16 protein-coding genes and 1 pseudogene are annotated in these 20641 nt (G+C 71.9%); 9 read left to right on the forward strand and 8 right to left on the reverse strand.

All coding sequences use genetic code 11. From position 1 onward, the window contains the following. The first annotated feature begins 319 nt into the window (after positions 1-319). Positions 320-814 carry a hypothetical protein gene (locus ACWDRR_RS32945; RefSeq protein WP_449775929.1) on the forward strand — a complete coding sequence of 165 codons (495 nt, stop codon included), beginning with the start codon at positions 320-322 and terminating at the stop codon, positions 812-814. A 606-nt stretch (positions 815-1420) separates the two neighbouring features. On the opposite strand, the gene ACWDRR_RS32950 is transcribed toward ACWDRR_RS32945, so the two are convergent. After that, positions 1421-3064, reverse strand: coding sequence for a recombinase family protein (locus tag ACWDRR_RS32950; RefSeq protein WP_449775930.1), 1644 nt, complete (start codon positions 3062-3064; stop codon positions 1421-1423). A gap of 67 nt (positions 3065-3131) precedes the next feature. Here ACWDRR_RS32950 and ACWDRR_RS32955 point away from each other — a divergent pair. Then, positions 3132-5236: pseudogene (locus tag ACWDRR_RS32955) on the forward strand (thioredoxin domain-containing protein). A 22-nt stretch (positions 5237-5258) separates the two neighbouring features. Here ACWDRR_RS32955 and ACWDRR_RS32960 read toward each other — a convergent pair. Then, positions 5259-6191 carry a hypothetical protein gene (locus ACWDRR_RS32960; RefSeq protein ID WP_449775931.1) on the reverse strand — a complete coding sequence of 311 codons (933 nt, stop codon included), beginning with the start codon at positions 6189-6191 and terminating at the stop codon, positions 5259-5261. 265 nt (positions 6192-6456) lie between these two features. Between ACWDRR_RS32960 and ACWDRR_RS32965 the strand changes: the two genes are divergently transcribed. Continuing rightward, positions 6457-7113, forward strand: a complete 657-nt coding sequence (locus ACWDRR_RS32965; protein ID WP_449775932.1) for a papain-like cysteine protease family protein — start codon at positions 6457-6459, stop codon at positions 7111-7113. An 8-nt stretch (positions 7114-7121) separates the two neighbouring features. Then, positions 7122-7979, forward strand: coding sequence for a hypothetical protein (locus ACWDRR_RS32970; protein WP_449775933.1), 858 nt, complete (start codon positions 7122-7124; stop codon positions 7977-7979). Between the two features lie 68 nt (positions 7980-8047). On the opposite strand, the gene ACWDRR_RS32975 is transcribed toward ACWDRR_RS32970, so the two are convergent. Together ACWDRR_RS32975 and ACWDRR_RS32980 are read right to left on the reverse strand one after the other, a co-directional pair. Next, complete coding sequence (locus tag ACWDRR_RS32975; RefSeq protein WP_449775934.1) at positions 8048-8704, reverse strand: acyl-CoA-like ligand-binding transcription factor; 657 nt, start codon at positions 8702-8704, stop codon at positions 8048-8050. A gap of 8 nt (positions 8705-8712) precedes the next feature. Continuing rightward, positions 8713-10290: an MFS transporter gene (locus ACWDRR_RS32980; protein ID WP_449775935.1), complete on the reverse strand. Its 1578-nt coding sequence runs from the start codon at positions 10288-10290 to the stop codon at positions 8713-8715. Between the two features lie 312 nt (positions 10291-10602). On the opposite strand from ACWDRR_RS32980, the gene ACWDRR_RS32985 reads away from it, so the two are divergent. Next, positions 10603-11286: a hypothetical protein gene (locus ACWDRR_RS32985; RefSeq protein WP_449775936.1), complete on the forward strand. Its 684-nt coding sequence runs from the start codon at positions 10603-10605 to the stop codon at positions 11284-11286. Here the strand turns inward: ACWDRR_RS32985 and trhA are convergent. Next, on the reverse strand, positions 11257-11940 hold the full coding sequence (trhA, locus tag ACWDRR_RS32990; RefSeq protein ID WP_449775937.1) for a PAQR family membrane homeostasis protein TrhA: 684 nt from the start codon (positions 11938-11940) through the stop codon (positions 11257-11259). The two genes, ACWDRR_RS32985 and trhA, sit on opposite strands and share 30 nt — an antisense overlap. Before the next feature lie 276 nt (positions 11941-12216). On the opposite strand from trhA, the gene ACWDRR_RS32995 reads away from it, so the two are divergent. Continuing rightward, the gene (locus ACWDRR_RS32995; protein ID WP_449775938.1) at positions 12217-14043 is read left to right on the forward strand and encodes a phosphoenolpyruvate carboxykinase (GTP); all 1827 of its coding nucleotides are present in this window, start codon (positions 12217-12219) and stop codon (positions 14041-14043) included. A gap of 264 nt (positions 14044-14307) precedes the next feature. Here ACWDRR_RS32995 and ACWDRR_RS33000 read toward each other — a convergent pair whose 3' ends face one another. Beyond that, a complete protein-coding gene (locus ACWDRR_RS33000) occupies positions 14308-15522 on the reverse strand; it encodes a pyridoxal phosphate-dependent aminotransferase (RefSeq protein WP_449775939.1) in 1215 nt (404 codons plus the stop codon). Between the two features lie 100 nt (positions 15523-15622). Next, positions 15623-16402 carry a hypothetical protein gene (locus ACWDRR_RS33005; protein WP_449775940.1) on the reverse strand — a complete coding sequence of 260 codons (780 nt, stop codon included), beginning with the start codon at positions 16400-16402 and terminating at the stop codon, positions 15623-15625. A 150-nt stretch (positions 16403-16552) separates the two neighbouring features. Here ACWDRR_RS33005 and ACWDRR_RS33010 point away from each other — a divergent pair, with 150 nt between their 5' ends. Beyond that, the gene (locus ACWDRR_RS33010) at positions 16553-17266 is read left to right on the forward strand and encodes a prepilin peptidase (protein ID WP_449775941.1); all 714 of its coding nucleotides are present in this window, start codon (positions 16553-16555) and stop codon (positions 17264-17266) included. 148 nt (positions 17267-17414) lie between these two features. On the opposite strand, the gene ACWDRR_RS33015 is transcribed toward ACWDRR_RS33010, so the two are convergent. Continuing rightward, positions 17415-19028 carry a chitinase gene (locus ACWDRR_RS33015; protein WP_449775942.1) on the reverse strand — a complete coding sequence of 538 codons (1614 nt, stop codon included), beginning with the start codon at positions 19026-19028 and terminating at the stop codon, positions 17415-17417. Between the two features lie 437 nt (positions 19029-19465). Between ACWDRR_RS33015 and ACWDRR_RS33020 the strand changes: the two genes are divergently transcribed. Beyond that, a complete protein-coding gene (locus tag ACWDRR_RS33020) occupies positions 19466-20260 on the forward strand; it encodes an isoprenyl transferase (protein ID WP_449775943.1) in 795 nt (264 codons plus the stop codon). 237 nt (positions 20261-20497) lie between these two features. Beyond that, positions 20498-20641 (forward strand): PIN domain-containing protein (locus ACWDRR_RS33025; RefSeq protein WP_449775944.1); only part of this gene is annotated, 144 nt, incomplete at its 3' end.

The raw sequence follows: 20641 nt of genomic DNA on the forward strand, positions 1-20641 counted from the left end.
AGCCTGTGCTTGACGTGCACGGTGGCCGGTCGATCGGCAGCCATGCCCACGATTTATCGTACAAGGAGGAAAGTTCGATACGTCCGGTTCGGGCATGTTGCGAAGGTCACGCCACTCAGCGTGATGATTCCAAGATCGAATTTGAGTGCGGCACCTTAATTGATCTTCGGCGCTTCTGGGCTGCCCTCAGCGTGACCATGCACCAGGGGCGGGCGATCGGCTGGAGCTACTGCCTCTGTCCACGAAGGCGACCGGCCGACCATCACGGTGCTTGCGGTGTTCGGCCTCGGCAGGCAGATGGAAGCCCTAGGTTGTGGGTATGGACGTGCAGAGCTTGTGGTGGCAGGCGGGGCGGCTGGCGTACGAGATGCCAGAGGCGGGCTGGTTGGAGCACCGTTGGCATGACTCAGTACGCCGAGCAGCCGCCGTGCTGGAGCCGGTCAACACCCCGGAGGGGTACAGCTCGGGGCCGTGGAGCTTCGCGCTTCCGACCATCGCGCTGACCGTCTACACCGGGCGGGATCAACCGCCGGCCAAGGACGTGACGGTGGACTGGATCATCGAGCAGGTCGCGGACAGGGACGGGCTGGAGGGACGGGTCCGATCCGGACTTGAGCGGTACAACAACCTGGCCGACGGCGACCGGATCGGCAAGCTCTTCTCCTGGCTCACCCAGTACCAGGAGCCCACCGGGAAGTACGGCTACGACCTGCCGTCCGTCGAAGACCTGCCCGGTGGGACGCTCCTGAGCATCGGCGCGGGGTGGGCCGAGGACCTCCTCACCCGCCACTACGTCAGCACCGCGGCTTCCTGACCGTCACAGTCTCCCGGAGGGTTGCACCAGCAACCAGATCGAGGTCGAGCGTCGGGTCTCAGCGCTGACCCGGGGCAGCGGCGGTGGTGACGGCTTCGACACGGATGCGGGTGGGAGGGTGCCGGCGGCGGCTCAGCCTGGCCGTACGGCGGTGCTCGGAGGACTGGGCCTGTTCGGAAAGTTCTGCCGCCTGCTGGGCGCCGGGCAGGACGACGTCGAGGCCGGGCTGGAGAAGGAGTTCGAGCCGGGCGGCGGCCTCGGGTCGGGGGCGGGCGTGACAAGGCCACCCGAAGCAGGCGCCGGAGGGGTGCGGGGTCCGCTCGATTACGCTCCTGCACCGAGTGCAGGTGGCCATCACGGAGGCCCCAGTGTCGTGCTCCACCGTTCGTTCCCGTTCGTGCTCGCGGTCCTGGTCCCCCTCCGACCGTACGGCGCGCGCCCTGTGAGCGAGACCGACCGCGACGTGAGGTCGACCACGCCGGGCCGGGCACTGCGGCGGCCTCAGTCCTGGTTCAAGCGAACCCGGGCAAGCGGCGGTGACGGCATCCGGGAATTGTCGTCACCGCCGCTTGCCCACGGAGCCCAATCCGTCCAGGCCCGGGTCCGCTACTTCCACACAGGGATGAGCCTCTTGGGGTTCGGTATCTTGTTCCCCTTCTGTCCAGGAAGAACCTGGACTGCGGCGAAGATCTCGAACAGCACCTGACGCTTCTGAGAAAGGTCATACTCGCCGGAGAGCCACTTCTTGGCCACGTCGTTAGGGGCCTCGTTTTTCGTCGCTGCCGCCAATTCGAACTTGGCTCGTTCACTGCGCAGCTTCTTGATTGCCTTCTCCAGGGGAGGCGCCAAACGGTAGAACATCGAGTCGGGGACCTCGTCGTCCTCCCACTGCCTTTCCAATTCGGCGAGCTTGTCAGCCTTCTGTTGGAGTTTCTTCTCGTCAGGCCATGCGACCTTGACCGGAATGAAAGTGGCCTGGGCCTTCTTCAGTTTCGCCAGCACCAGGCGCTGGAGCTGCTTGTCGACCATGGGGCCGGAGATCGCGTTGCGCGAGCATGTCGCGCAGGTGTAGACGTACGGGCTTCGCTTGCTCGCGGCCTTCGACCCGCCCATGGGCTCGTTGCAGACGCGAGTCTTGACCACTCCGTCCTTCTCCTCCTCGATGCGGTACTGGCAGCGAAGAAGTGTCGAGCCCAGGTACTTGATGGTCTTCGGGATGCCGGTGATCGCTGGTGTGCCGGAGCCGCGGGCAAGATAGGTGCTCCCCGGTCCGAAGGTGGCGCACACCGCCTCCCACTTCTCCGGTGTGGTCACGGTCTCCCAAATGCCCACGATCGGCTCGCCGTCGTCATCCAGAACGAGCTTTCCGCGGTTCGCGCGATATCCGCACACGCGAGGAGCGGTCATCATCTGCGTGAGTGTCTGCGGGACGAGATCGTTCCCGCGAGTTCCCGTCAACCCTCGCTTTTTTGATTCGTCGCAGAGAGTCTGAACCGCTTTGCCCTTGATGCGCTCGTCAATAGCCCATGACAGAAATTCTGCCTCGGGCGGCTCAAGCGTCTGCCGGTCTTCCTTCCAGCCGAACGGCCTCGGTCCACTGTGGGGCAGACCGTCGAGTATTCGGTCCTGGTGCCAGTCGCGGATGCGCCGCTTCTTCTTCATCGACTCGGCCTTGTTGACCACCGCCATGATGCCGGTCTTGATGATCTCGCTTTCCTCGGTGAGATCCATCGGCCCCGACGGGGTGTAGAAGCGCCGGCTCGGGTCGAGCGTGATCGCCTCGACGAAGTCCTCCCAGTCCCGGTCCGTGCGCTGCACGCGGTCCTGGTCCACGCAGATGACCCCGTGGACCGGGTAGCCCTCCGGGGTGTGTCCCCGCTTGAGGTCCCGGAGCATCGCCAGGAAGTCCGGCCGCACCACGTCTTTCTTCGAGGCCGACAGGTCGTTGTCCGTGTACCGGTGGACGATCACGGCATCGTGGCGAGCCGCGTTCCGGTCGTTGCGGCGGTGCTGGTTGGCCACGCCCTTGCCAGCCGACCACGCGGACTTGGCGGCTTTCTGGCTGTTGTTCTTGCGCCAGTCGTCCGAGATACGGGAGTAGCCGATCAAGAAGGGCGTGTCGGGGTGCAGCCGAGCAAGCTCCTCCGGCGGAGCGAGCCCGGCGGGCCTCCCGCGCAGCTCAAGATCGTCCGGCCCTTCATCCTCGGGCGAGACGTTGGTCATGGCGTTCCGGTCACGGGTTGTGCTCAAGGTCTAACTCCTGGCTCGGCTGCTCGAAAGCAACGCCGGGCGGTCTCGATCATGCGACGATGACGGTATGAACCGACTCGCGAACGCGACGTCGCCGTACCTGCTCCAGCACGCCTCCAACCCAGTGGATTGGTGGCCATGGGGAGAGGAGGCGATCAATGAAGCGAAGCGACGGGACGTACCCATCCTCTTGAGTGTGGGCTATGCGTCCTGTCACTTATGCTTCTACTAATTTACTGGTGCCACGTGATGGCCCACGAGTCCTTCGAGGACGACGAGCTGGCCGGGTACGCCAACGAGCGGTTCGTCGCGGTGAAGGTCGACCGCGAGGAGCGGCCGGACGTCGACGCGGTCTACATGGAGGCGGTGCAGGCCGCGACCGGGCAGGGCGGCTGGCCGATGACGGTCTTCCTCACGCCCGACAAGGACCCGTTCTACTTCGGGACGTACTTCCCGCCGGAGCCCCGGCACGGGATGCCGTCCTTCCGGCAGGTCCTGGAGGGCGTCGACGCGGCCTGGCGGGACCGGCGCGAGGAGGTCGGCGAGGTCGCCGCCCGGATCCGGACCGACCTGGCCGAGCGGGCCTCGGTGTACGCGGTCGGCGGCGGGGTCCACCGGCCGCCGGGCGAGCCGGAGCTGCACGAGGCGCTGGTCGCGCTCGGCCGGGACTTCGACGCCCGGCGCGGCGGCTTCGGCGGCGCGCCCAAGTTCCCGCCGGCCATGGTGATCGAGTTCCTGCTGCGCCACCACGCCCGGACCGGCTCGCAGGCCGCGCTGGAGATGGCCGTGCGGACCGCCGGGGCGATGGCCCGCGGCGGCATCCACGACCAGCTCGGCGGCGGCTTCGCCCGCTACGCGGTGGACGCCGACTGGGTCGTCCCGCACTTCGAGAAGATGCTCTACGACAACGCGCTGCTGCTCCGCGCGTACCTGCACCTCTGGCGGGCCACCGGCTCCCCGCTCGCCCGGCGGGTGGCGCTCTCCACGGCGGACTTCCTGCTGCGTGAACTGCGCACCCCCGAGGGGGCGTTCGCCTCGGCGCTGGACGCGGACAGCCTGGACCGGGCGAGCGGCGCGTCGGTCGAGGGGGCGTACTACGCCTGGACCCCGGAGCAGTTGGCCGAGGTGCTCGGGGAGGCGGACGCCGCCCTCGCGGCGGAGCTCTACGAGGTGACCGCGGCGGGGACGTTCGAGCACGGCTCCTCGGTGCTGCAACTGCTCGCCGACCCGCAGGACGCCGAGGCGGCCGAGCGCGTCCGGGCGAGGCTGTTCGCCGCGCGGGCCGAACGGCCGGCCCCCGCCCGGGACGACAAGGTGGTCGCCGCCTGGAACGGGCTGGCGATCGCCGCGCTCGCCGAGACCGGTGCGCTGCTGGAGCGGCCCGACCTGGTCGAGGCCGCCGAACGCGCCGCCGACCTGCTGCTCGCCGTTCACCTCACGCCCGACGGCCGGCTGCTGCGCACCTCCCGGGACGGCCGGGCCGGTGCCAACGCGGGCGTCCTGGAGGACTACGCGGACACCGCCGAGGGCTTCCTCGCGCTCTACGCGGTGACCGGCGCGGCGGAGTGGCTGCAACTCGCCGGCGGCCTGCTGGACACCGTGCTGAAGCACTTCGTGGACGAGGCGTCCGGCGCGCTCTACGACACCGCCGACGACGCCGAGGAGCTGATCCGGCGCCCGCAGGACCCGACCGACAACGCGACCCCGTCCGGCTGGACGGCCGCCGCGGGTGCGCTGCTCACCTACGCCGCGTACACCGGGTCGGCGCGCCACCGTACGGCCGCCGAGCGGGCGCTCGGCATCGTCGGGGCGCTGGCCACCCGGGCGCCGCGGTTCATCGGCTGGGGCCTGGCCGTGGCCGAGGCGCTGGTCGACGGTCCGCGCGAGGTCGCCGTGGTCGGCCCGGCGGGCGATCCGGCGACGGCCGCGCTGCACCGGGCGGCGCTGCTGGGCACCGCGCCCGGTGCGGTGGTCGCGGTCGGCGAGCCCACCGCGCCGGCCACCGCGTCGGTGTCGGACGGCGCGGCGGACGGTGCCGGGGTGCCGCTGCTGGCGCACCGGCCGCTGGTGGGTGGCGTGCCCGCCGCGTACATCTGCCGGCACTTCGCCTGTGAAGCGCCGACCACCGATCCCGCGGTGCTGGCCGAGCGGCTGGGCGCCGCGGAGCGGTAGGGCCCGCCCGGCCCCGGGTCCGTCACTCCCAGTCCCACCGGACGCCGAGCAGGCAGGGCTGCAGGGCCGTCGCCACCAGGTGGACGCAGTGGTGGCCGTCGAGGGTCAACTCCTCTGTCTCGTACGGTCTTTCGCCGGGGGAGCGGAGGGCGAAGCGGTGGCAGCGCACGGGCAGGGCGTCGGGGTGGAAGGTGACCTGGAGGACGTACTGGCCGGCGCCCGAGTTGAAGCCGCGGACGTACTCGCAGCCGGGTGCGGGTGACGGGCTGTCGTCGAAGCCGTAGCCGAGCAGGTGGGTGTCGCCGGCCCGCAGCCGGCGGTCGAGGAGGAGCTCGGCGACCAGCAGGTCGTGGGCCTGGTCGCGGCGGATCCGGCCGGGGCGGCAGTTCTCCTCGGCGCGCACGCCGACCCGGGAGATGTCGCAGCCGGGGTCCCCCTGGTAGAGGGCCAGGTAGCGGTCGATGCCGTCGCGGTGGGCGCGCAGCGCGTGCTGGGAGTCGCGGCGCAGCATCTGGCGGTCGGCGCCGATCCGGATCCGCTCGATGTGGGTGATGGTGTGCAGCCCGGTGTCGCGCGGGCTCGCGAGGGCGGCGAGCAGGTCGTCGACGGCGGCGGCCGGGGAGATGAGGTCCCGGTAGGGGCGCACGGGCGGGCCGACCGGGTCGGCGGGGGTGGCCCGGCGGGGGCCGAGCAGCCGGGTGAGGGAGTGTTCGGGGAGCTCCAGGACCTCCTCCAGGGCCTGGACCGCGCGCAGCGATTCGGGGCGGTCGGGCCGGCGGCGGCCCTGTTGCCAGTAGCTGAGGCTGGTGACCCCGACGTGGATGCCGCGCAGGGCGAGGTGCCGGCGGATGCGGTGCAGGGCGAGGCCGCGGGCGGCGATGGCGGTGCGCAGGGCCACGTGGAACGGGCCGGTGCGCAGGGCGGTGGCGAGGTCGGCCTGGTCGCTCCGCTGCATGGCGGCCTCCTCGGTGGGCGGGCAGGGCGGACACCGGTTGGTCGTGAATATTCACATGTGGAAGGCGGTTTGTCACCGGTCGGGGCGTGCCGTGCGGGCGTTTCCGGGGTGGCGTTCACACCTGGGCCGGGCCGTTCACACCGCGTGCCGCGGGGTGTGAAGGCCGTTGACCAGCTTCGGTCAACGGCGCGATGCTCGGTGGCGCGATCCGGACCGCACCCAGAAGGAACCCCCACTCCTCTGCCGTGCAAGGAGAAACTCCCCCATGCCAGTTCCACGGATACGTCTGCGCCGCGCCGTCGCGGTGCTCGCGCTGGGCGTGCTCGGCCCGGCGCTCAGCGTCGCGGCCACCACCCCGGCCTCGGCCGCACCGGCCCCCACCGGTGCGTCCGCCCGGGTCCGTCCGGCCGCGGCGCCGGGCAGTACGGCCGATCTGGCCGGCACGTTCAAGAAGCTCAACATCACCATGCAGCAGCAACAGCAGTCCAACTGGTGCTGGGCGGCGAGCGGCAACACCATCGCCACCTGGTTCGGCTACAACTACAGCCAGAACCAGTTCTGCAACGCGGCGTTCGGCCGCTCGACCGGCTCCAGCTGCCCCAACAGCCAGGCCACGCTGGGCGATGTGCAGAACGGTCTGAGCTGGGTCGGCATCAACCCCGGCTCGTACGTCACCGGGTACCTGCGCTACAGCACCGTGCAGACCGAGGTGAACGCCAACCGCCCGGTCGAGACCCGGATCCAGTGGAGCTCCGGCGGCGGCCACATGCACGTGGTCTACGGCTACGACACCGGTAGCAACTGGGTCTACTGGGGCGATCCGTGGCCCTCCAACACCCGCTACAACTGGGCGGACTACAACTACTACGTGTCCAACGGCACGTTCTCCTGGACCCACTCCCTGTACCGGATCGGCGCGTGAGGGCGACCATGACCAGCATCCGCAACACGGCCGTCGCCGTCCTGCTCGCCGCCGGCCTCGGCCTGGCCGTCACCCCGGCCGCCCAGGCGGACAGCCCGGCCGGCACCTCCGCGGGCACCCCCGCGCCGGTCGCCGCGGCCGACCTCGCCCAGGCCCGGGGCGCCGTCCAGGACCAGGCCGTCCTGGACCGGTTGGGCCACTTCTTCGCCCGCAAGGGCGTCCCGCCGACCCAGCAGCTCACCATCGGCGCGGCCGAGGAGGCGCGGGCGGCGAGCGAGGCCGCGCCGAGGCTGGCGGGCGACACCGTGCCCGTCTACACCCTGGACGCGGACTTCGTGGCCGGCGCCCCGGGCGCCCCGGTGGCGAAGGCCGAGTACACCGCCAGCAAGGCCGTCTCGGCGGACGGCCAGGTGGCCTCGGTCTGGACGGTCCAGCAGGGCGGGAGCTGGCGGGTGGTCAACATCGCCTCCGGCGGCGACGAGACCGACTACGCGGCGCGGGCGGCGGCCGGCGGCGGCGGGACGGCCTTCCGCGAACCGCAGCTCAACGCCTGGTACGTGCTGCGGGACGGCCGGGTGCTGCCGCTGGACGACGAGGCGCGGCGCTCGGTGGGCGAGGCCGGGGTGAGCCTGGCGGCGTACCAGCGGCTGGTCCACCAGCGGTACGGGGACAAGCTGCCCGGCTCGGCCTACGACCGGGCCGGCAAGGGCGGCGGCTACCAGCCGGACGCCACCGGGCCGGAGGCCGCCGTGGCGGGTGGCGGCAGCGGACTGCCCGCCGTCACGGCGGCGGGGGCCCTGGGTGTCACCGCGCTGGTGGGTGCGGGCATCGCCCTGCGGCGTCGGGCGGGTGCCCGGCGCGGGTAGGGCGCCCACCGGGTGGGCGGCGGCGGGGTCCGGCACGGCGGCCGGGCCCCGTCGCCGCCCCCGTTGTTCTAGAGGTCGGTGAAGCCGCGCCCCAGCAGGGCGAAGGCGCGGTCGACCAGCTCCGCGATGTCCTGCTCGCCGTCGCTCTCGGCCCACCGCAGGACGGTCTCGGTGGTCGCCGCCCCGATGGCGGCCGCGGTGATCCGCATCGCGAAGGTCGGTTCCTCGACGCCGTGGCGCCGGGCCAGGACGTCGAGGTAGAGCCGCTGCGGGTCGTTGGCGGTCTCGTGCATCCTGGCGCGCAGCGCGGGGACGCTGTGGACCAGTCGCATCCGGGTGAGCAGTTCGTCCCGCTCGTGCTGGAGCAGTTCGCGGACCAGGCCGACGATGGCCTCCCGGCAGGACTGCAGAAACGGTTCGTCAGAGGGCCGGGCCAGCAGCGCGGTGACCATCGCCGGGTCGTACTCGTCGCTGAGGACGAGGTCCTCCTTGGTGGCGAAGTACCGGAAGAAGGTGGACTGCGAGACCTCGGCCGCCGCCGCGATCTGCTCCACGGTGGTGCTCTCGTAGCCCTGTGCCGCGATCAGCCGGTAGGCCTCGCGGCGGATCGCCTGGCGGGTCTTCAGCTTCTTCCGCTCGCGCAGCGACAGCGGCGCCTCCAGCAGCGCCTGGACCGGGTGGGCCGGGCCTGCCGGGGGCGCCGTGGTCGGCTGCTCTGCGCTCATACCTTCGATTATCCGTGATCGGCGGCGGGTACGGCGGCGGTCTCCGCGGCCGGGTCGGCGCCGCCGGCGACGCGCGCCTCGGCGGCCGGCATCCGCAGCGCGACCAGGACCGCCGACAGCAGGGCGATCACCCCGGAGACGAGCAGGACCACCGTCATGCCGTGGACGTAGGCGGCATGGGCGGAGGCGGCCAGCACCCGGTCCCCCGAGGCGGCGGCGACCGCGTCGGCGGCGACCACCGACTGGCCGGCCCGGTGCGCGGCGTCGGCGGACAGCGCGGCGGTGTCCAGCGCACCGCGGTACGCGTCGGCCAGCAGGCTGCCGAAGACGGCGACCCCGATCGCGCCGCCGACCTGGCGCAGCGTCTGCATCAGCCCGGCGCCGACCCCGGCCCGGGCCGGCGGCAGGGTGAGCAGCGCGGAGGCCTGGGCGGTGATGAGCGACAGGCCCATGCCCAGGCCGAGCAGGGTGAGCCAGACGGCCGCCGGGCCGTAGCCGTCGGAGACGGCGGTGCGGCTGCCGAGCAGCAGGGCGGCGGCCAGCGAGGTCAGCCCGAGGGCGATCACCGCCCGGGGGCCGATCCGGGCGACCAGCCCCTCGCTGAGCTTGGCGGCCACCATCAGCCCGAGCATCATCGGCATCAGCCGCAGCCCGGTGCCGAAGGCGTCCGCGCCCAGCACGCTCTGGAAGTACAGCGGCAGCACGAAGAACGCCCCGAAGAGCACCAGCGAGACCAGCGTCGCCGCCACCGCGGCCCAGCGGAAGGTCGGGTCCGCGAGCAGGGCGAGGTCGAGCATCGGAGCGCGCTGGTGGCGGCTGCGCAGCACCAGGACGGTGAGGGCGACCAGCGAGCCGCCGATCATGCCCAGCACCAGCGGGTCGGCCCAGCCGCGGTCGGGGCCCTCGATGATGCCGTAGGTCAGCGCGGCCAGACCGCCCGCGCCGAGCACGGTGGCGAGCACGTCGATCCGGGGCGCGGCGGGGTCGCGGGTCTCCGGGAGCAGCACGACGCAGGCGACGATGCCGAGCACCGTCAGCGGGACGTTGATCACGAAGACCGAGCCCCACCAGAAGTGCTGCAGCAGGAAGCCGCCGATCAGCGGGCCGAGCGGGGTGCCGACGGCGAGCGCGGCGGACAGGATCGCGGTGGCGCGGCGCTGCTCGCCGGCCGGGAACAGGCCGGGGATCACCGCCAGGGACATCGGCATGACCAGGGCGCCGGCCAGGCCCATCGCGGCGCGGGCGGCGACCAGGGTGCCGGGGCTGTCGGCGAGCATGCCGACGGCGGAGGCGAGGCCGAACAGGGCGAGGCCGACGGTGAGGGTGCGGCGGCGGCCGAAGCGGTCCCCGAGCAGGCCGGCCGGGAGCATCGCGGCGGCGAAGACCACCGTGTAGGAGTCGACGATCCACTGCTGCTGCCCGGTGGTGGCCCGCAGCTGGGAGGCCAGGGTCGGCAGGGCCACGTTGAGGACCGTCATGTCGAAGCTGATGACCAGGACGCTCAGTGCGACGGCGACCAGCGCCAGCCAGCGCCGTGGGTCCGGTCCGGGTGGGGCGGGCGGGGCGGGTACGGCGGGCGTGGGCACGGAAGCCTCCGGAGCGTTCGCGGTCGAGGGAGTTCCTGTCAAATGACAGTAACTCCCAAAAGATGGCGACCGTCAACACGCCGACGGTTCGACGGCGTTCGTCACGTTCCGTGACGTGTCCTGGAAGTGCGCGTTCCGCACAAGGAATTGACGCAACGTTGATCTGGCGTTCGCCGCCTCGGGGCGACTCCGGGTGACGGACGGTAGATACGATGTGGCAATCGGTCAGTGCGGGCCGAAGCGTGCCGAGAGCGGAGAAGGGGTGGGGCGGCAGGAGCCGACCACGAGCCCGGCGCAGGAAGGGGAAGTCGAATGGCCGGCAGGGAGTCGAGCGCCCAGGTCTGGGGTGCGGCAGTGGTGGTGGTGTCCGCGCTGGCCGTGGTCGCGGCCTATCTGATCAACGGTGCCGCGCTGGTGCTGGGGGTCGCCGGGGTCGAGGTGCTGCTGCTGATGGTGTACGTCGGCCGGCGCTGGCAGCTGCTGCATCAGCAGGCCGGACCGCGCGACCGGCGTCCGGCGCGCGGGCACCGCCCGGGTCGCGGCATCCCGGACGCCGCGCACTGCGAGCGCTGCCGCCGGGCCCGCGAGGCGCTGGACGCGCGACAGGCCGGCTCCCGCCCGTACGGGGCGCGTGAGCAGCTGATCCGCGAGCACCCGGGCCGGCAGTATCCGGTGCGCGAGTACCCGGCCCCCGAGCGCCGGGGCTCCGAGGGACTGGTCTCCGAGGGGCTGGTCTCCGAGGGGCCGGCCTCCGACCACCCGGCCCACGACCGCGCGGCCCGCGAGCGCGTCGCGCGGGAGCGGCCGGGGCGCGAGCGGTCGGCGTACGAGCGCCCGGGGCACGACGGCTCGGCGCACGAGCGCCCGGACCGCGGCCGGCCCGGCCGGCCGGGCCCGGAGTGGACGGCGGAACGGGCGGCCGCCCGGTCGCTGGACCGGCCGACCGCCCGTCGTGGGGCGCCGGGTTCAGCCGGCCGCGCTGTACGCCACCAGTGAGACCCCGACGTACTGCACGATGAAGGCTCCGAGGGTGAAGGCGTGGAACACCTCGTGGAAGCCGAACCAGCGCGGTGAGGGGTTGGGCCGCTTGAGCCCGTACACCACGCCGCCGACGCTGTAGAGCACCCCGCCGACGATCATCAGGACCAGCACCGCGACCCCGCCGGTGCGCAGGAAGTCCGGCAGGAAGAAGGCGGCGGCCCAGCCCAGCGCGATGTACACCGGCGTGTACAGCCAGCGCGGCGCGCCGACCCAGAACACCCGGAACGCTATCCCCGCCAGCGCACCGCCCCAGACCGCCCAGAGCAGCACCTGCTGCGCGGCGCCCTGCAGCAGCAGGATGGTGAACGGGGTGTAGGTGCCCGCGATGATCAGGAAGATGTTCGCGTGGTCGAGGCGGCGCAGTACGGCGTCGCCGCGCGGTCCCCAGGTGAAGCGGTGGTAGACCGCGCTGACCCCGAACAGCAGCCAGGCGCTGACCGAGTAGATCGCGCAGGCGATCTTGGCGGGCGTGGAGTCGGCCAGGCAGATCAGCACGATCCCGGCGGCCACCGTGGCGGGGAACATCGCGGCGTGCAGCCAGCCTCGCCAGGTCGGCTTGCTCTCCGCACGCTCCGCGCTCTCCAGGAGCTCAGCAGTCATGGGCAGCATGCTACCCGTTACCTACGGATCCGTAGGTTACTGACGCGTAGGAAGTGGTGATCATCACTACTTGGACGTTTTGGAGTGTTCGGGGGTCGGGCGCACGGGTCCGGGGTCGGCCGAAGGCGACTGATTACCAACAAGTAACCAGACTGAATGTAGTAAAAGATGAGTCAATTTCACCGCTACGCCGTATTCGGGGCTTGAGGCCGGAGCTACGCTGCAAGCACCCTCAAACCCCCGCTACGCCGTCTCCGTGCCGAGATGGCGTGAAACGGAGCGATCGTGTCGTACGAGAACCTCGCTCTCAGCGCATCCGCGCCCACCCGTCACAAGCGCCTGCTGGCCTGGGTGAGCGAGATCGCGGAGCTCACCCAGCCGGCCCGCATCGAGTGGTGCGACGGGTCCGAGGAGGAGTACCAGCGCCTCGCGGACCTGCTGGTGGCTCAGGGCACCTTCAGGAAGCTCGACGAGAAGAAGCGCCCCAACTCCTACTACGCCGCCTCGGACCCCACGGACGTGGCGCGCGTCGAGGACCGCACCTACATCTGCTCCGAGCAGGAGAAGGACGCCGGTCCGACCAACAACTGGAAGGCCCCCGCCGAGATGCGGGAGGTCTTCCAGGGCGAGAGCGGTCTCTTCCGCGGCTCGATGAAGGGCCGCACGATGTACGTCGTGCCCTTCTCGATGGGCCCGGTCGGCTCCCCGCTGGCCGCCTACGGCGTCGAGATCACCGACTCCGCGTACGTCGCCGTCTCGATGCGCGTGATGACCCGCATGGGCCGGGCCGTGCTGGACCAGCTCGGCGAGGACGGCGACTTCGTCAAGGCCGTGCACACCGTCGGTGCTCCGCTCGCCGAGGGCGAGGCGGACGTGGCGTGGCCGTGCAACAGCACCAAGTACATCTCGCACTTCCCCGAGACCAGGGAGATCTGGTCCTTCGGCTCCGGCTACGGCGGCAACGCCCTGCTCGGCAAGAAGTGCTACGCGCTGCGCATCGCCTCGACCATGGCCCGCGACGAGGGCTGGCTGGCCGAGCACATGCTCATCCTCAAGCTCACCCCGCCGAACGGCGAGGCCACGTACGTCGCGGCGGCCTTCCCGTCCGCGTGCGGCAAGACCAACCTCGCCATGCTCCAGCCGACCGTCCCGGGCTGGAAGGTCGAGACGATCGGCGACGACATCGCCTGGATGCGCTTCGGCGCCGACGGCCGCCTCTACGCGATCAACCCCGAGGCCGGCTTCTTCGGCGTGGCCCCCGGCACCGGCACGGACACCAACGCCAACGCCATCGAGACGCTCTGGGGCAACACCGTCTTCACCAACGTCGCGCTGACCGACGACGGTGACGTCTGGTGGGAGGGTCTGACCGAGGAGCCGCCGGCGCACCTGACCGACTGGCGCGGCAACGACTGGACGCCGGAGTCCGGCACCCCGGCCGCCCACCCGAACGCCCGGTTCGCCGTCCCGGCCGCGCAGTGCCCGACCATCGCGCCCGAGTGGGAGGACCCGGCGGGTGTGCCGATCTCGGCCATCCTGTTCGGCGGCCGCCGCGCCACCGCCGTCCCGCTGGTGACGGAGTCCTTCGACTGGCAGCACGGTGTCTTCCTGGGCGCGAACATCGCCTCCGAGAAGACCGCCGCCGCCGAGGGCACCGTCGGCGAGCTGCGCCGCGACCCGTTCGCGATGCTGCCGTTCTGCGGCTACAACATGGGTGACTACTTCGCCCACTGGCTGAAGGTCGGCGCCCGGGCGGACGCCGCCAAGCTGCCGAAGATCTACTACGTGAACTGGTTCCGCAAGAACGGCGCGGGCGACTTCGTCTGGCCAGGCTACGGCGAGAACAGCCGCGTGCTGAAGTGGATAGTCGAGCGCCTGCAGGGCACCGGCGAGGGCGTCGAGACCCCGATCGGCGTGCTGCCGACCGTCGAGGGCTTCGACCTGGACGGCCTGGACCTCTCCGAGGCCGACCGGGACCTGCTGTTCACCGTGGACGCCGACATCTGGCGTCAGGAGGCCGCACTCGTTCCGGCCCACCTGGAGCTCTTCGGCTCCCACACGCCCACCGAGCTGTGGGACGAGTACCGAGACCTTGTCGCCCGCCTCGGCTGAGCCTGAGCCTCAGCCCGGCGAGTAGTGGTGGGTGCGTGGCACGAATCGCGCACCGACCGAGCGACAGGACGGCCGGAGCCCCGCCGGACGATCTTTCCCCGACCAAGGAGATCGTCCGGACCGGGACTCCGGCCGTAGCTTTTCCCGGGCGGCCGCCGACGGCCGGGCGGGCATCAGGTCCGCATGATGGCGGTGATCCGGGCCGTGCGGATCGTGCCGGCCCGCGGCGCCCCCGGTCGTTGTCGGCCCGGACCCCTCAGCGGGTCACGGTTGGGTGTAGCCGCCGAGGAAGTCGCCGATGCGGGTGACGGCGTCGGTGATCTCCTCGGCCCGGGGCAGGGTGACCAGGCGGAAGTGGTCCGGCTCGGGCCAGTTGAAGCCGGTGCCCTGGACGAGCAGGATGCGCTCGGCGCGCAGCAGGTCCAGCACCATCTGGGCGTCGTCCTTGATCTTGTAGACCTTCGGGTCCAGCCGGGGGAACGCGTAGAGCGCGCCCTTCGGCTTGACGCAGCTGACCCCGGGGATCTCGTTGAGCAGCCGGTACGCGGCGTCCCGGGACTCCAGCAGCCGGCCGCCGGGGAGGACGAGGTCCTTGATCGACTGCCGGCCGCCGAGCGCCGCGGCCACCGCGTGCTGGGCCGGCATGTTGGCGCACAGCCGCATCGAGGCGAGCACGGTCAGGCCCTCGATGTAGCTGCGGGCGCGGTGCCGGTCGCCGGAGAGCACCATCCAGCCGGAGCGGAAGCCCGCCACCCGGTACGCCTTGGAGAGCCCGTTGAAGGTGACGCAGAAGAGGTCCGGGGCCAGCGTGGCCAGCGGGATGTGCTCGGCGTCGTCGTAGAGGATCTTGTCGTAGATCTCGTCCGCGTAGACCACCAGCTTGTGCCGGCGGGCGATCTCGACCAGGCCCTCCAGGACCTCGCGCGGGTAGACCGCGCCGGTCGGGTTGTTCGGGTTGATCACCACGATCGCCCTGGTCCGGTCGGTCACCTTCGCCTCGATGTCGGCGAGGTCCGGGTACCACTCGGACTGCTCGTCGCAGCGGTAGTGCACGGCGGTGCCGCCGGCCAGTGAGACGGAGGCCGTCCAGAGCGGGTAGTCCGGGGCCGGGACGAGCACCTCGTCGCCGTCGTCCAGCAGGGCCGTCATCGCCAGCTGGATCAGCTCCGAGACGCCGTTGCCGAGGAAGACGTCCTCGACGGTGAGACCGTGCAGCCCGCGCTCCTCGTAGTGCATCACCACGGCGCGGCGGGCGGCGAGCAGGCCCTTGGAGTCGCCGTACCCGTGCGCGGAGGAGAGGTTGCGCAGGATGTCCTGGAGGATCTCCGGGGGCGCGTCGAAGCCGAACACGGCGGGATTGCCGGTGTTGAGCTTCAGGATGCGGTGGCCCTGCTCCTCCAGCCGCATCGCCTCGTCGAGCACCGGGCCGCGGATGTCGTAGCAGACGTTGGCGAGCTTGCTGGACTGGATGACCTGCATGCCTGCCTACTTTAGGGGTATCCCGGGCCGGTCCGGCGCGCGTGCGGGGACGCGCGCCGGACCGCCTTCCAGGGCCTCCTTGGATCGGCAGGCGGAGCTGTCAGCCGGCCTTCCAGATCAGGGGCTCGGTGTCCAGAACGCTGCCGAAGACGAGGAACTTCGGCGGGGTGTTGGTCGGGACGAGATAGACCGCACACTGCTGCTGGGCCTGGCCGTCGGCCAGGGTGCCCGGCTTCTTGCCGGAGTCGCACTGCGGGATCGACTTCAGGATGGTCGGGGCCGGCAGGACGCCGCCGGTGGCGGCGGTGTCCGACTTCACCTTGAACCGCATCATGAAGTACTCGTCGGTGAGCGGGGCACCGGTGCGGTTGGTGAACGAGACGGTCACGTAGTACGGCGTCTTGCCCTCGAGGTCGGCCGGCTTGAAGTTGTACGACGCGATCTCGGCCAGGCTGCCCTTGACCACCGAGACCGGGGTGACGTCGGCCTTGGTCTTGCCCAGGTAGCTGCCGGTGGCGGTGGGCGCCAGCGGGTTGTCGTAGCCGATCTTGCCGGCGCCGCCGCCGGCCCCGCCGATCGGGTTGCCGCTGGTGGCGGCGGACGGGACGGGGTTCGGCGTCGTACCGCCGGTGCCCGCCGTGCCCGCCGTGCCCGCCGTACCCGCCGTGCCGCCGGTGCCCGCGGTGCCGGCCGTGCCGCCGGTGGCCGACGGGGCTCCGGTGGCGCCGGGCGTGCCGGTGGCCGCGACGCTCGCGCCGCCGCCGCCGGCGCCCGCCGCGCCCGCGGCCGGGTCCTCGTTCTCCGGCCCGCAGGCGGTCAGCAGGAGCGCCAGCGCGGCGAGCGGGACGGCGGCGCGCAGCGCGTTCTGAGTGTTGGTCACAGTGTTTCCCCGTTGGATGATGAGGTCGGTGCGGCGCCGGAATTCGGATGTGGCGCCGCGAGGTCGGACGCCGGCGAGTGCCGGGCGGTTCCCGGGGAACGGTACCGGTGCCCGTGGACCCGGTTCCGGCAGTGGACGAGAGGGGGCGCCGTGGTCGCGGCCGTGCTCGGGGCGGTGCTGGGCGGCCTGCTGGTGGCGCCCGCGCTGCGGGGGCTGGTGGTGCGTTACGCCGTGCCGGACGGCGGGCCGTGGTGCACGCGGTGTCCGGTGTGCGAGCGGGAGTTGCGCGGCCTGCCGCCCGGCGGGCGCTGCCCGGGCTGCCGGGAGCGGCTGGGCCCGGGCGCCTGGCGGGTGGAGGCGGTGACCGTCGCGGCGGTGGCGGCCGCGCTGTCGGCGGCGCACCCGGCCGATGCGGTGCTGCTGCTCTGGGCGGCCGGCCCCGGGGTGGTGCTCGGCTTCACCGACGCCCGGGTGCGGCGGCTGCCCTACCCGCTGAGCTGGACGCTGGCGGCGGGCCTCGCCCTGCTGCTGGTGGTGGTGGAGGTGGCGGACGGCCGCCCGGGCGTGCTGCTGCGCTGCCTGCTGGTGGCGCTCGCCGCCGCCGCGCTGTTCGAACTGCCCGGCTGGTTCGGCCTGATGGGCGCGGGGGACACCGTGCTGGCGCTCGGGCTCGGCGCGCTGCTCGGCCGGTACGGCTGGTCGGCCGCCTTCACCGGGCTCTTCGCGGCCTCGGTGCTGGCCGGGCTCTGGGCGGTGGCCCTCGCGGTGGCCGCCCTGGTGCGGCGGCGGCCGGTGCGCGGACTGGACCTGCCGATGGGCCCGTTCCTGCTGCTCGGCACGCTGGCGGCGGTGCTGCTGCAGTAGGCCGGGCCCGCGGCGACCGCACCGAGCGGGGCCGCGACGAGCCGGGGCCGGCCGGGGAACGAGCGGAGCCCGTCGTACCGGTCCGGTACGACGGGCCCCGCCCTCGGCGCGCAGGCCCCACCCTCGAGGAGCGGCGCGCCGGGGGGAGTTACGGCATCTGGTGGACGAACGGGCCGACCGCGTTGGAGAAGGCGTTCCCGTTGTTGGCGTCCCAGTTGGTGGACCAGGTCATCGCGCCGCGGATGGTGGGCCACTTGGCCGGCGGGACGAAGCTGCCGCAGTTCTTGCCGGTGGCCAGGCAGTCCAGCGCGTTGTTCACCACGGTCGGCGAGACGTAGCCGCCGCCGGCCGCCTTGCTGGAGGCCGGGACGCCGATGCCGACCTGGTCGGGCCGCAGGCCGCCCTGGATCTGGGTGCAGACCTGCGCGGTGATGAAGTCGATGGTGCCCTGGTTGTAGACCTTGCCGTCGCAGCCGTTCATGCCGCCCGAGTTGTAGAACTGGGTGTTGACGACGGTCAGGATGTCCTTGGTGTTCAGCGCCAGCTGGAAGTACGCGCCGGCGGTGCTGTACATCCCGATGGTCTCCGGGGCCATCGTCAGGATGAAGTTCGGGCCGACCTTGGCCTGCAGGCTGTGCAGCGCGTTGCCGAGGTAGGTCGGGTTGACGCCGTTCTCCAGGTCGACGTCGATGCCGTCGAAGCCGTAGTCCTTGATGATCGCGTAGGCGCTGTCGGTGAACGCGGCCGCGGCGGTGGCGTCGCCGACGGAGATCGCGCCGTTCTGGCCGCCGATCGAGAGGACGACCTTCTTGCCGGCCGCCTGCTTGGCCTTCAGGTCGGCGCGGAACTGCGCGTCGGTGTAGCCGCCGAGCGCCTTGGAGAGCGCCGGGTCGAGGGTGAAGCTGATCGCCCCGCCCTTGGTCGGCACGGCGTCGGCGAAGGAGACCGCGATGATGTCGTAGGCGCTCTGGACGTCGCTCAGCTTCTGGACGGTCGCGCCGTTGTCGAAGTTGTGCCAGTAGCCGGTGACCACGTGCTTCGGCAGGCCGGTGACCGGCGGGGTGGTGGTCGCGGTCGCCGTGGGGGTCGGCGTGGCGGTCTGGGTCGGGGTGGCGGTCGCCGTGGGGGTGGCGGTCGCGGTCGGGGTGGCGGTGGCCGTCGGCGAGGCGGTCGCGGTCGGCGTGGCGGTGGCCGTGGCCGTCGCGGTCGGGCTCGGGGTGGAGGTGCCGCCGGGGCCGCTCAGCGTGATGTCGTCCGCGAGGTAGGCGCTCTGGCCGTACCAGCCGTGCACGTACAGCGTGACGTTCTTGACGTTCGCGCCGGTGGTGAAGGTGGAGGAGAGCTGGTTCCAGCTGTTCTGGTTGGACCAGCTGCTCGGGTCGGTGCCGCCGGTGCCGCGGGCACCGAGGTAGACGTAGGGGCCCTGGACCCAGGCGCTCAGCGTGTAGCTGGTGTTGGGCAGCACGCTGACGGTCTGGGTGCACTCGGCGGTGTCCGCGGCGCCCGGGGTGGCCTGCAGTGCGCCGGCGCCGGAGTGGACGGGAGTGGAGACGACGCCGGTGGCCCCGGTACAGACCCAGCCGGCGGTCGAACCGGCGTCGAAGCCGCCGTTGGAGACCAGGTTGCCGGCCGCCGCGCTGGCGCCGCCGGCGAAGAGGGCGAGGCCGCTGCCCGCGAGGGCGAGGGCGGTGGCACCGGCGGCGAGGGCCGGGAGGGTGCTGCGCCGGCGCTTGTGCGCGGGCTGGTTCAGCGTACGGGCCATGGAGGTGCGCTCCTGTGGGGGAGGAGCGGCCGCCGCGGTGGGGGGCGCGGCGGCCGCGTGTGGGGGAGGGCTCCCTCCGGCCCGGGGGCGAGGAGGGATTTACGTCCGCAGTACTGCCTTCGGCCGGGCGGCGATCGGTGTTCGTTCCGCCCTGGGTCAAAAGCTGGACTAGACCATTGGTGGTCGTCAAGCATTGGATCGTCGGCTTACGGATTCCTTAAGGAACCGGATACCGTTCCGTATCCGGAGCCCCGCGGGACACCGGGTGTTCGCGCGGGTGTCTTCCGGCCACTTGCGCCACGCCGCCCGCGACAGACTCCGCACAGGACTGTGACCGGACCGCTACCTGCGGCTTTACCCACTGTCTCCGGGCCGGAGTAGGCTGCGCCGGGGGTTGTGACGTACCCCGGTGAATGAGTACGGAGGGGCCGAAAACCATGGGTCTGCGCGATGTCGTCGAACGCACGCCGGGTCTGCGCACCCTGCTGGACGGTATGTACGGCCTCTACGGTCGCCGGGTCGAGGTCCACCTCGCCCGCACCCCCCACCACATCGGCGTGATCCTCGACGGCAACCGCCGCTGGGCCAAGGCGACCGGCGGCTCCACCGCCTACGGCCACCAGCGCGGCGCCGACAAGATCAGCGAGTTCCTCGGCTGGTGCGACGAGACCCACGTCAAGGTCGTCACGCTCTGGATGCTCTCCACCGACAACCTCTCCCGGCCGGCCGACGAGCTGGTCCCGCTGCTCGGGATCATCGAGGACGCCGTCACCGGCCTGGCCGCCGCCCGCCGCTGGAGGGTTCACCCGGTCGGCGCGCTGGACCTGCTCCCGCAGCACACCGCGGACGTGCTCAAGCGGGCCGCCGAGGAGACCGCCGGGATCGACGGGATCACCGTGAACGTCGCCGTCGGGTACGGCGGCCGGCACGAGATCGCCGACGCCGTCCGCTCGCTGCTCCAGGAGCACGCCGGGCGCGGCACCTCGATCGAGGAACTGGCCGAAATCCTCGACGTCGAGCACATCGCCGAGCACCTGTACACCAAGGGCCAGCCCGACCCGGACCTCGTCATCCGCACCTCGGGCGAGCAGCGGCTGTCCGGCTTCCTGCTCTGGCAGAGCGCGCACAGCGAGTTCTACTTCTGCGAGGCCTACTGGCCCGCCTTCCGGAAGGTGGACTTCCTCCGGGCGCTGCGTGCGTACGAGGAGCGCCACCGGCGGATGGGCCTGTGACGGCCTCGGCGACGCCCGTCGGCCCCCACCGGTCCCTGCCGACCCCCCAGTAGGGCTGGCGTACCCGGGCGCGGCGCGAGGCCAAACGTTCACCGGCAATGATCCGTCAGTTCTCCGAGAGCGCGAATGCACCGCCCCTCGCCTGGGAATACTCCGAGCAGACCGGCCCCGAGGCCACCGGGGCAGCGGGGGCCGGCTTGCCGCGGATGACGCAGGGTCATCCGCTCTGGAGGCCTAGTGGTCAGTTCCAAGAGCCGCCGGACACCAGACCGGCGCACGTACGTTCTCGACACCAGCGTGCTCCTGGCGGACCCTCTCGCCATGACCCGCTTCGAGGAGCACGAGGTCGTCCTGCCGGTGGTCGTGGTCACCGAGCTGGAA

This window comes from Kitasatospora sp. NPDC003701 (assembly GCF_053587085.1).